Here is a 12,060-nt window from a genome sequence, read left to right as displayed (position 1 = left end):
ACCTAATAACTGTGCGTTTCATCGACGAAAAATGCATTTCATCGATGTAATGGTTGTTCAGGTAGCACTAACCTTACTTTTAAGCTTGCCATAGCATAAGTAGGTTAAGTTCATGGTAAGATTTGGGGCAAAAAAGGTGGAGAATTCTCCACCTTTTTTATTTCCTGTCATTTCCAAATTATCCGACTTTCCCTTGCTGTAGGATAATAATACAACTTTGGCATTTCAACTAAGGTTTGGGCCGTTCAACTAATTCCTTTTTATTTGGACCTTCTTTAGATATATCTTTGGAGGACCATAGCATAAGTAGGTTAAGTTCATGGTAAGATTTGGGGAAAAAAGGTGGAGCTATGCTCCGCCTTTTTTATTTTGACCACATATCAATTACATACCGTTCAAGAAATCAGGTCTCTAGTAAGGAGAAAAGAAAATTTTTTAACATTTCTTTTTTTATTTCCCACAATACCAGTAATTTAGTCTTGCCATAGCATAAGTAGGTTAAGTTTATGGTAAGATTTGGGACGAAAAGGGTGGAGTTTTCTCCGCCCTTTTCTATTATATCAACAAAAAAACCACTTACAGATTTCTCTATAAATGGTTCTTAATTTTACTTCTGTATTCCTTTGGGACTATTTATTGGCTTCGTACAATTTTGAAACCTCGTCCCAATTTATGATATTGAAAAATGCATTGATATAATCCGGACGCTTGTTTTGGTAGTTTAGGTAATATGCATGTTCCCACACATCCAATCCCAAAATAGGATATCCCCCACAACCTACACCGGGCATTATGGGTGTATCCTGATTAGGTGTGGAACAAATATCCACTTTACCTCCTTTATGGACACATAGCCAGGCCCAACCAGATCCAAATCTAGATCCCGCTGCATCACTGAATTTATCTTTAAAACCTTCAAAGGAACCAAAAGCACCATCAATTGCTTTTGCTAAATCTCCAGAAGGTTTTCCTCCTCCATTTGGGGAAAGTATCGTCCAAAATAAAGAGTGGTTAAAAAAACCTCCTCCATTATTACGGACTCCCATATTGTTCATATCCAGATTGGATAAAATATCCTCAATTGATTTGCCATCCAGGTCTGTTCCTTCAATTGCTGCATTTAGCTTTGAAGTATACCCATTATGATGTTTAGTATGATGTATTTCCATTGTCCTCGCATCTATATGAGGTTCCAGGGCATCATATGCATAGGGCAAATTCGGTAATTGAAAAGCCATAATTTATTTGTTTTTAAGATTAATATTAATATCCCAAATTTAAGGATTTTAACATTTATATTAACCCAATTATTTGTTAAGAACTGTTCCATTATCCTTATTTTGCGGATAAAAATAGGTGCAAAAAAGTACGTTTAGGATATACAATGCCTCTGCGGGTTCTGGTAAGACCTATGCGCTCTCAAAGGCCTATCTTAAAATTGTTCTTTCCAGCCCATATAGTTTTAAAAGAATTTTGGCCATTACGTTTACCAATAAGGCGGTGAACGAAATGAAATTTAGAATTCTAGATAGCCTTGATTCATTCTCCAGGGTCAGTTCCTTGGATAGCGCCCCCCCGCTCTTTCTTGAACTTAAGGATGATCTGGATTTAAGTATGGAAGCTTTGCGGGATTTATCTAAGCTCCGTTTAAAGGAAATACTTCACAATTATGCTTTTTTTGATGTTTCAACCATTGATAAGTTTACGCACAGGGTTATTAGGACTTTTGCCAAAGACTTAAAAATATCTCAGAATTTTGAAGTGGTCCTTGATATGGACCTGTTACTTTCCGAAGCAGTTGCCCGCGTTTTGTCAAAAGCTGGTGAAGACCCGGAACTTACCAAAATCCTAATGGATTTTGCCATGGAAAAAATAGATGAGGATAAAAGTTGGGACATTGAGTATGATCTCTTTAAAATTGGCAAATTATTGAATGATGAAAATAATTTTACTCACCTAGAAAATTTATCCAGTAAAAAAGCATCGGACTTCGTACAACTTCAAAAAAAGATTTTGGATTTAATCAATTGCTCTAAAAAAATTATTACTAATGAATCAAATTCGGCCCTTCTACTCATTAAATCAAACAAATTAGAATTTAAAGATTTCAAAGCGAGCTACTTCCCAAAATTCATGCTTCAACTATCAGCTGGGAATTTTAAAGTTAATTTTGAAGCGAGTTGGAAGCAAAACTTTAAACATGAAAAGCCATATAATAAGTCTACTAGAGAATGTGCAAAATTAATAATTGACAAACTTCATCCCGAATTTAACTCCCAAATGGAGCGAATTAAAAATGAGCTTAATCAACTTAATTTCCTTCAGAATATCTACGGCAATCTTGTTCCCCTGACCATTTTAAACACTATTGAACAGGAGTTAAAGCAAATTCAAACCGAGAAGGACCAACTTTCCATTTCAGAATTTAACCAAATCATTTCAAAGGAAATTAAGAATCAACCTGCCCCGTTCATTTATGAGCGATTGGGCGAGAAATACAAACACTATTTTATTGACGAATTTCAGGACACGTCTGAAATGCAGTGGAACAATTTAATTCCCTTAATAGCAAATGCCCTGGAAGGTACGGATGACCAGGGAAGGTCAGGCTCCTTGTTCTTGGTAGGGGACGCCAAGCAGGCCATATATCGTTGGCGTGGTGGTCACGCCGAGCAATTTTTGGACCTCGCAACAAAAAAAAGCCATCCCTTTACAATTAAAGGGGAAACTCACCAATTGCCTAAAAATTATCGGAGTCAAGACGAAATCATCAGGTTCAACAATGAATTTTTCCAGAATGTTGGCGGCCTTTTGGATAATCCAACGTATCAAGAGTTTTTTAAGGTAGGGAATCAACAGGAAACGAACAATAAACCAGGTGGATACATCAAACTAAGTTTTTTACAGGAGGAGATGGACACAGCCTATGGTGAAAATGTTCTGCAAGCCATCGAAAACTCATTAAAAGCCGGATTCCAATATGGGGATATTTGCATCTTGGTTCGGAAAAAGAAACATGGGGTCTCCCTTACCAATTTTTTAATGAACAAAGAGGTTCCGGTCATATCTTCGGATTCCTTATTACTCTCCACCAGCCCTAAAGTTCAGTTTTTGATTTCATTGGTCAGGTTTATTTTAATATCAGATGACCCGGCAACCAATTATGGGATTCTGGATTATTTGTCCGGTTCAGAAGAGAACAAGCATGACTTTATCCATTTTCACTTGAATGAGCTACCACAGTTTTTAAGTACCGAGTATACGTTTGATATCGAAAAGATCAAAGGTCAGTCACTGTTGGATTGCATGGAACATGCCATTAAGGTTTTTGATTTGGAGAAAGAATCTGATGCACATCTTATGTCTTTCATGGATTTCGTCTTCGATATGGAACAACAGTACGGCACGGATGCCCAAACCTTATTGAACAATTGGGAACTTAAATCAAAAACCTTGAGTATTGGCGCACCTGAGGATTCCAAGGCAGTGCAGGTCATGACCATTCATAAATCCAAGGGGTTGGAATTTCCAGTGGTCATTTTTCCCTATGCAAACACCAACATATATGAGGAAATAGACCCAAAGCTTTGGATACCGGTTGATCCTGAACTATTTTTAGGGTTTGATGAATTGTTGATCAGCAAAAAGCAGGAGGTCAAAAATTACGGGGAAATTGGGACCAGACTTTTTGAGCAAGAGCAACAAAGGCTTCAGTTGGATGCTTTGAACCTATTATATGTTGCACTAACAAGAGGGGTAAACGCCCTGTACATCATCAGTTGTCAAGACTTAAAGAAAGATGGGGATTATAAACCCGAGAACTATTCCGGACTCTTTATAAAATATCTGATGGATAAAAGTCTTTGGAACCAAGGTGTACTGGAGTATGAATTTGGAAAAATGAACCCGCCAAAAAGGCATCAAATTAGTGATGGTATTACCAATACGGTTCCCTATCTTTATTCCTACAAAGAACGTGATTCCTTCAAAATAAACACCAGGGCAGGAATGCTTTGGGATACGGATAGGGAACTCGCCTTGCAACAAGGAAATATATACCATCATATTCTAGAGCATGTTTACTCCAAAAAGGATTTGGGACCTGCTTTGGAAAAGGCCTTACAGAAAGGGGTTATAAGTGGGTCTTCCTTTGAATACGTGCGTGAAACGCTGATTAAACTAATAGGTCATCCCGATCTGAACAAGTTTTATGGGGAGGATATCATCGCCTATAATGAAAAGGAACTACTACTATCAAACGGGTCCATCTTAATACCGGACCGCGTTGTCCTCATGGGAAATAGTATCAGTATCATTGACTATAAAACAGGGCAAAAAAGTCCTAAATACAAAGAACAATTGGAATCCTATGCAAATGCATATCAAGACATGGGATACACGGTAAAAAATAAAATCATTGCTTATATTAACGAGAATATAATTGTAGAATTTATTTAACATGTACGGAAAAATAAAAGCACACTTAGAGGAGGAACTAAAACAAATAAAAGAAGACGGACTTTATAAAAAGGAACGAATTATAGTTTCCCCGCAGGACGCGGTAATCAAAATTTCCACTGGCGAGGAGGTCATTAATTTTTGCGCCAATAATTATTTGGGGCTTTCATCCCATCCAGAAGTTATAAAGGCGGCCAAAGACACTTTGGACTCCCATGGATTCGGGATGTCTTCCGTGAGGTTTATCTGCGGAACACAGGATATCCATAAAGAGCTGGAAAGGAAAATAGCTGAATTCTATGGTACCGAGGACACAATTTTGTACGCAGCGGCTTTCGATGCGAATGGGGGAGTCTTTGAACCTCTTTTGGGTCCGGAGGATGCCATCATATCAGATTCTTTAAACCATGCCTCCATTATTGACGGGGTAAGATTGTGCAAGGCGCAAAGATATAGATATGCCAACAGTGATATGGATGACCTTGAATCGCAGTTAAAAAAAGCCAACCAAGAAGGATCTCGTTTTAAAATTATTGTTACCGATGGTGTATTTTCCATGGACGGTTTGGTAGCACCATTGGATAAAATCTGTGATTTGGCTGATGCATACGATGCCATGGTCATGATAGATGAATGCCACGCTGCCGGCTTTATAGGTCCCAAAGGGATTGGAACCTTAGAGGAAAAAGATGTAATGGGAAGAATCGACATCATAACGGGCACTCTAGGAAAGGCCTTGGGAGGGGCAATGGGTGGATACACAACCGGCAAAAAGGAAATCATTGAGATTTTAAGGCAGCGCTCCAGACCCTATCTTTTTTCGAATTCCCTTGCACCAGCCATTGTAGGTGCATCCATTAAGGTATTCGACATGTTGGCCAATGACACCTCTTTGAGGGATAAGCTTCAATCCAATACCGATTATTTTAAACTAGGCATGAAAAAAGCGGGCTTTGACATTATAGACGGGGATTCAGCAATTGTTCCCGTCATGTTATATGACGCAAAACTTTCGCAACAAATGGCGGAAAAACTGTTGAAGGAAGGCATTTACGTAATTGGCTTCTTCTATCCCGTAGTTCCAAAAGGGAAGGCCAGGATCAGGGTTCAGTTATCAGCGGCACATGAGAAGGAACATCTAGATACGGCAATCAATGCATTTATTAAAGTGGGCAAGGAGCTGAATGTCGTTTAAATGCGCGTTTTATACTATTAAATGAGTCAAAAAAACAAGAAATTGATTTTGTTAATAATATTTAACAACTTACATTTGCAGCTAATAAACACTTAAACTTAAAAATTTGAACATGAAACATCTTAGCAAATTATTGGTTGTTGCCCTACTTGTAGTAGGATTTAACAACATACAAGCGCAAGACGAGAATAATCCTTGGCAAGTGCAGTTCGGGGCAAACGCCATCGATGTATATCCAACTGGTGACGTAAGCTCTTTTGGTAATGAATTCTTTAACGTTAACGATCATTGGAACATCCTTCCTTCTATTTCTTATATAGGAGTATCTAAAAGTATTGGTGATGGTTTTTCAATTGGAGCTAGAGGTTCCTTAAACAAAATCAGCAAACTAGGTGATGTTAGCGTTGATGATCTATCTCACTATGCTATAGATGGTACAATAAAATATAACCTGACCAAAGAAACCGTAATCCAGCCTTTTATTGAAGTAGGTGGTGGTTATACTTGGGTTGATGAGATTGGTGCCGGTACCGTTAATGGTGGTTTGGGACTTAATTTCTGGTTTACAGAAAACCTTGGCCTAACTTTGCAATCAACGTACAAACATGCATTCGAGGATTACGGAGTAAAACATTTTCAACACTTAGCTGGTATCTCTGTTAAATTTGGAGGTACTGATACTGACGGTGATGGAATATATGATAAAGACGATGCTTGTCCAGAAGTTGCTGGTCTAGAGGCGTTCAACGGATGCCCAGATTCTGATGGTGACGGTATAGAAGATAGCAAAGACAGCTGTCCTAATGAAGCTGGTTCCAAAGAAATGAATGGTTGTCCAGATGCTGATGGTGACGGTGTTGCCGATAAAGATGATGCTTGTCCTAATGAGGCTGGCTTAGCAGCGTTGGCTGGTTGTCCAGATGCTGATGGTGACGGTGTTGCCGATAAAGATGATGAATGTCCAAATGAAGCAGGTCCATCTGAAAACAAAGGATGCCCATGGCCAGATTCTGATGGAGATAGCGTTCTTGATAAAGATGATCAGTGTCCAGAAGTTGCTGGTACTGTCGCAAACGCTGGATGTCCAGAAGTAACAGAAGAAGTTCAGAAGCAATTGAACGACTACGCTAGAACTATTTTGTTCGACACTGGTAAGTCTTCCATCAAAGCTGAGTCCACTTCCGTAATGGTAGATATCATCCAAATTTTGAACGAATATCCTAATGCCAAATTTACTGTAGAAGGACACACTGACAGTGTTGGTAGTGCTAAATTGAACCAAAGTCTTTCTGAGTCAAGAGCTCTTTCTGTAAAAGAATTTTTAGTAGACAAAGGAATTGAAGAGTTCAGATTATCAGCTGTAGGATATGGTGAAGACAAGCCAATAGCAACTAATAATACAGCTGCCGGTAGAGCTCAAAATAGAAGGGTAGAAATTAACTTAGTAAAATAAGTTAGCCCATAAAAACATTAAGTGTTTTAATAAATAAAAAGCTCCGCAATTGCGGAGCTTTTTTAATTTTATGAATATGTTGAGCTTTCTCGAAGAGGTTATTGAAGAACTATACAACGAAAAAGTTGAGATAGAAAAATGTATCTATGTACTTCCAAGTAAAAGAGCAGGTACATTTTTAAAAAAGATACTTTCTAGGAAAGCAGGTAAAACCATAATTTCTCCAGAAATATACAGTATTGAAAGGTTCATTGAAAAGATAGCTGGTTTGACCTATGCTTCACAAACACAACAACTATTCGAATTATATAAAGCCTATCTCCACGTTGGAACTTATGAAAAGGAAGCATTTGAATCCTATTTAAACTGGGGTCAAACTTTACTACAGGATATTAATGAGATAGATAGGTATCTTATTGATCCTAAAAAATTATTTTCTGGATTGTCCGCAATTCAAAACTTGAATCATTGGTCACTTCGAGAAGATAAGACTTCACTAATGAAAAATTACCTCCACTTTTGGAATCAGTTACATGATATTTACCAAACATTCAATTCAAATCTATTAGAAAGGCAATTGGGGCATCAGGGGCTTGTATATAGAAAAGCCTCTGAGATGATGCCAAATTATTTACAGAAAGAAGGTAGAGCCCATGTTTTTATAGGGTTTAACGCACTGAATACGGCAGAAAGTAACATAATTCAGGAAATTCTCACCGACCCTAAATCTAAAATCTTTTGGGACCTCGACGATTACTTCCTTAAGGACAAATTACATGATGCCGGACTATTTCTAAGAAAGCACATAACCAATTGGAAGTATTTTAGGTCAAACCCAGTAAGAGGTACAAGTAATTATTACACCCAATTAAAAAGTATACATATTATTGGTACCCCAAAAAACATAGCCCAAACAAAATATGTGGGTAAAATTCTACATGAATTAGAGAATGAAAACCCCAAACACTTACAAAAAACAGCCGTAGTCCTAGGGGACGAATCCCTACTAAATCCCCTTTTGAACAGTATTCCGGGAACAATCAACTCCGTTAATATTACCATGGGACAAAAATTGGAGTTATCGGGCTTATCCTCTTATTTCTTGAACCTAATTGACCTTCATCTTACAAAATCAAACAAGGGATGGTTCTATAAGGACTTTAGGGCACTTTTAAACAATCCGTTTACGGTAATTCTATTTCAAGAAGATACACTAGAGGTGGGAGAACTGACATCACTTCTTAATGAAAAAAATTGGATCTATATTTCGGATAAGGAACTTTTAAAATTTCCTGATTACTCTCAGCCAACATTAGGAAAGTTATTTTTTAAATACGAATCACCGCTCTTATTTGTTGAACAATGTTCGTCATTGATACTACATCTTAAATTGATTTTCGAAAAAAAAGAAGATTATTTAGCACTTGAACAACTTTTTAAGATTCATACAATTCTGAACCAAATAAAAGAATTGATGGTGGAATATAAATATATGAATTCCCTAAAAAGCTTAAAGAACCTTTTTCGTCAATTAATTTCGTCCGAAACGCTAGATTTTCAAGGTGACCCAATGGATGGACTTCAAATCATGGGAATGTTGGAAAGCAGGAACCTGGATTTTGAAACGGTAATCCTCACCTCGGTCAATGAAGGAATACTACCATCAGGGAAATCGAACAACTCCTTCATACCATTCGATTTAAAAAATGAATTCGGGCTACCCACCTTTAAGGAAAAGGATGCCGTATATACATATCACTTTTATCGCCTTTTACAAAGGGCAAAGAATATTTATTTGATCTATAATACGGAACCGGATGTTCTAGAAGGTGGGGAAAAAAGTAGACTGATTACCCAATTGCTTACGGATGAAAACAGAACGGACATCACTGAAAAAATAGCGACACCAAAAATTCAGGAACTAGACAATCGTCCAAAAACAATACATAAGAGTCAAAAGCTTATTGACCTTTTGGACCAATATGCCAGTAAGGGCTTTTCCCCCAGCTCACTAAGTAATTACATTCGAAATCCTATCGATTTTTACAAACAGAATCTATTAGGCATCAATGAAACGGAAGATGTTGAAGAGAATATTGCTGCCAATACGATGGGTACCGTAATTCATGATACGCTTGAGGAACTTTACATCCCTTTTTTAAATAAAGAAATAGAGCGTGAACAACTTATCCAATCAAAGGAATCCATAAAAGCAATCGTGCATAAAAATTTTCAGAAAACCTACCTGGACGGTGCCTACGTTAGTGGCAAAAACCTAATTGCCTATAATGTTGTGGTACGCTACATCGAGAATTTTTTAAATAATGAAATTGAAGAGCTTAAGACGCACAGCACAAAAATTATCGGTTTGGAAAAGAAACTTAATATTGAAATAGTCCTGCCCAATTCAAACAAACCAGTAATACTTAAGGGAAAACTTGACCGGATAGATATTTGTGACGGTGTGACCCGAATTATCGACTATAAAACCGGAAAAGTAGAAAAACGACACCTTGAAATAATCGATTGGCAAAATCTCACCGAATCCTATGACTACAGCAAGGCCTTTCAATTACTCTGCTATTCCTATATGTTCCTTAACCAAATGCCTACGGAGGCAATAAATGCGGGAATATTCAGTATAAAGAATTTGAAAGAGGGATTGATGCTTTTTTACAAAAAAACGTCTCCCCGTGACACAAAAAAGAACCCTGTCATAGACAGGGAAGTTATGCTGGAGTTTGAAAAATTACTGTATGGTTTAATGGAAGAAATCCTAAATCCAACTATTCCTTTCCTGGAAAAGGAAATATAGCTTACTTTTTATCGGGTCTCGTAGGCCGTACCTCAATTTTACTGGGCAACGTCCTTGGATGCATTTTTAATAGATCCAACACAAGTTGCCCTATGTCCTCCGGTTGTATCTTCCAAGCATCGGAATCATCAGGGACATGGTTGTTGAAATGTGTTGCCACGGAACCTGGCATTATAGTTGTAACCTTTATATCATATTTCCTCAAATCTAACATAGCCGCCTGTGTAAAACCAACCACCCCAAACTTGGAAGCATTATATCCTGCCCCGGATGCAAAAAAATTGGTTCCTGCCAAACTGGCCAATGTCATGTAATATCCCTTGGTCTTTTTAAGTTCCTCGACAGAGGCCTTTAAGGTGTGAAATACCCCATTAAGATTGGTGTCGATCATTTGATGCCACTGTTCATCAGTCATTTCATCAATAGGGGCAAAATTGCCAACACCAGCATTTGCGAGTACAATATCCAATTGCCCCCATTTCTCAACAACTTTTTTTACGGCATTCACTTCATCCTCAATAGTGCAAACATCGGAAACAATGCCAAATGCTCGATTACTGTCAAGGCTTTTGATGCCCTCTTCTACACTGGTATTTGACCTACCGCTAATGGCCACTCTCATCCCTGCGTCCAATAGTGTTTTGGCAACTCCCAATCCAATTCCTTTTGTACCTCCGGTGATATAAACCACCTTGCTTTTTAAGTCTTTCATTTTTTTTTACAAAATTATAAATCTATTTGCTTTAAAGTAGCGGATATGGGTAAACATTTAACGGTTTTGATTTACTATATTTAAAAGTTTTAAATTTTGGAGAAATGAACAAAATTGTACTATGGTCCATAACCGCTGCGTTGGCAGGGTTTCTATTTGGTTTCGATACGGTCGTTATTTCTGGTGCCGATAAAAAATTACAGGTGCTTTGGGATAGCTCTGACTCCTTTCATGGTTGGGTGGTTATTTCGAGTGCCCTTTGGGGTACTGTTCTTGGTGCATTGTTTGCAGGAATACCCACCAATAAATTTGGAAGAAAAAATACATTAATTTGGATCGGTATCCTATTCAGTGTTTCCGCCATTGGCTCTGCCTTGGCTAATGACCCAATAACCTTTGCCATTTTTAGGTTTATTGGAGGTATTGGTGTTGGGGTTTCAACCATTGCAGCACCTGCCTACATTTCTGAAATTTCTCCTGCCAATAGCCGTGGAAAATTAGTTGGGTTTTATCAATTCAGTTTGGTATTCGGTATTCTTATCGCATTTCTTTCTAACTATATGCTTAGCGGATTGGGCGAAAACTCTTGGAGATGGATGGTTGGTGTAGAAGGCATTCCGGCCATAATCTATACGTTGTTTGTTTTGACCGTACCCAAAAGTCCCCGTTGGTTGATAACCCAAGGACGAACCGATGAGGCACGTAAGGTATTGAAAATGGTCAATCCTGATCAAGATGTTGATGAAGCGATCAGACTTATACAGCAAGATGACAATGAAACGGAAGTTGGAGAATCCATTTTTATGAAGAAATATCGTTTTCCGTTGATATTGGCTTTTCTTATTGCATTTTTTAACCAGGTTTCTGGTATCAACGCGTTTTTATACTACGCCCCAAGAATATTTGAGGAGGCCGGTCTTGGTGAAAGTACAGCTTTATTGAGTAGTGTGGGTATTGGGGTAACCAACATGCTATTTACCTTATTGGGCATCAATTTAATAGATAGGTTAGGACGTAAGCAATTAATGTATATTGGTTCTCTTGGCTATATTGTATCGTTATCCCTTGTAGCCTGTGCATTTTTCTTTGAATGGCAGGGTATGGCCGTTCCTATATTTTTGTTCGTGTTCATAGCCTCGCACGCTATTGGCCAGGGCAGTGTCATTTGGGTCTTTATTTCGGAAATATTCCCCAATCATTTAAGGGGTAGCGGTCAAGCGTTTGGTAGTTCCGTACACTGGATATTGGCTGCGGCCATTCCGGCGGCAGTACCGTTCCTGTTCTCAACCATTGGCGCAGGTACCGTATTCCTTTTCTTTGCGTTTATGATGGTTTTACAATTGGTTTGGGTACATTTCATGATGCCGGAGACAAAAGGGGTTTCTTTAGAAGAATTAAGTAAAAAACTTAGCGGAAAATAATTCAAA

General features: G+C 38.1%; 7 protein-coding genes. 5 read left to right on the top strand and 2 right to left on the bottom strand.

Features of this window, described 5'->3' with window-relative positions; genetic code table 11:
* Positions 1 to 629 precede the first annotated feature (629 nt).
* Complete coding sequence (locus tag DZC72_RS06190; RefSeq protein WP_125221980.1) at positions 630 to 1,238, bottom strand: superoxide dismutase; 609 nt, start codon at positions 1,236 to 1,238, stop codon at positions 630 to 632.
* A gap of 118 nt (positions 1,239 to 1,356) precedes the next feature.
* Between DZC72_RS06190 and DZC72_RS06185 the strand changes: the two genes are divergently transcribed.
* The 4 genes from DZC72_RS06185 to DZC72_RS06170 all read left to right on the top strand — a co-directional run bounded on the left by DZC72_RS06185 (position 1,357) and on the right by DZC72_RS06170 (position 9,921).
* The gene (locus DZC72_RS06185; protein ID WP_125221979.1) at positions 1,357 to 4,458 is read left to right on the top strand and encodes a UvrD-helicase domain-containing protein; all 3,102 of its coding nucleotides are present in this window, start codon (positions 1,357 to 1,359) and stop codon (positions 4,456 to 4,458) included.
* Between the two features lies 1 nt (position 4,459).
* Positions 4,460 to 5,653 (top strand): glycine C-acetyltransferase, encoded by a 1,194-nt coding sequence (gene kbl, locus DZC72_RS06180; RefSeq protein WP_125221978.1) that lies wholly within the window; start codon positions 4,460 to 4,462, stop codon positions 5,651 to 5,653.
* Positions 5,654 to 5,765: 112 nt separating this feature from the next.
* Positions 5,766 to 7,106, top strand: coding sequence for an OmpA family protein (locus DZC72_RS06175; protein ID WP_125221977.1), 1,341 nt, complete (start codon positions 5,766 to 5,768; stop codon positions 7,104 to 7,106).
* A gap of 76 nt (positions 7,107 to 7,182) precedes the next feature.
* A complete protein-coding gene (locus tag DZC72_RS06170) occupies positions 7,183 to 9,921 on the top strand; it encodes a PD-(D/E)XK nuclease family protein (protein WP_125221976.1) in 2,739 nt (912 codons plus the stop codon).
* A gap of 1 nt (position 9,922) precedes the next feature.
* Here DZC72_RS06170 and DZC72_RS06165 read toward each other — a convergent pair whose 3' ends face one another.
* A complete protein-coding gene (locus tag DZC72_RS06165) occupies positions 9,923 to 10,633 on the bottom strand; it encodes an SDR family oxidoreductase (RefSeq protein ID WP_125221975.1) in 711 nt (236 codons plus the stop codon).
* A 104-nt stretch (positions 10,634 to 10,737) separates the two neighbouring features.
* Between DZC72_RS06165 and DZC72_RS06160 the strand changes: the two genes are divergently transcribed.
* Complete coding sequence (locus DZC72_RS06160; protein ID WP_125221974.1) at positions 10,738 to 12,054, top strand: sugar porter family MFS transporter; 1,317 nt, start codon at positions 10,738 to 10,740, stop codon at positions 12,052 to 12,054.
* Positions 12,055 to 12,060: the final 6 nt, after the last annotated feature.

Origin of the sequence: Maribacter algicola (assembly GCF_003933245.1) — a bacterium.
Taxonomy (GTDB): Bacteria; Bacteroidota; Bacteroidia; order Flavobacteriales; family Flavobacteriaceae; genus Maribacter; species Maribacter algicola.
The sequence above is the reverse complement of the archived record's forward strand: the minus strand, read 5'-3'. Positions and strand labels throughout refer to the sequence as shown.

Coding starts and splice junctions, on each gene's coding strand:
- DZC72_RS06175 (WP_125221977.1), top strand. CDS start 5,766: ATGAAACATCTTAGCAAATTATTGGTTGTTGCCCTACTTGTAGTAGGA.
- DZC72_RS06160 (WP_125221974.1), top strand. CDS start 10,738: ATGAACAAAATTGTACTATGGTCCATAACCGCTGCGTTGGCAGGGTTT.
- DZC72_RS06165 (WP_125221975.1), bottom strand. CDS start 10,633: ATGAAAGACTTAAAAAGCAAGGTGGTTTATATCACCGGAGGTACAAAA.
- DZC72_RS06170 (WP_125221976.1), top strand. CDS start 7,183: ATGTTGAGCTTTCTCGAAGAGGTTATTGAAGAACTATACAACGAAAAA.
- DZC72_RS06190 (WP_125221980.1), bottom strand. CDS start 1,238: ATGGCTTTTCAATTACCGAATTTGCCCTATGCATATGATGCCCTGGAA.
- kbl (WP_125221978.1), top strand. CDS start 4,460: ATGTACGGAAAAATAAAAGCACACTTAGAGGAGGAACTAAAACAAATA.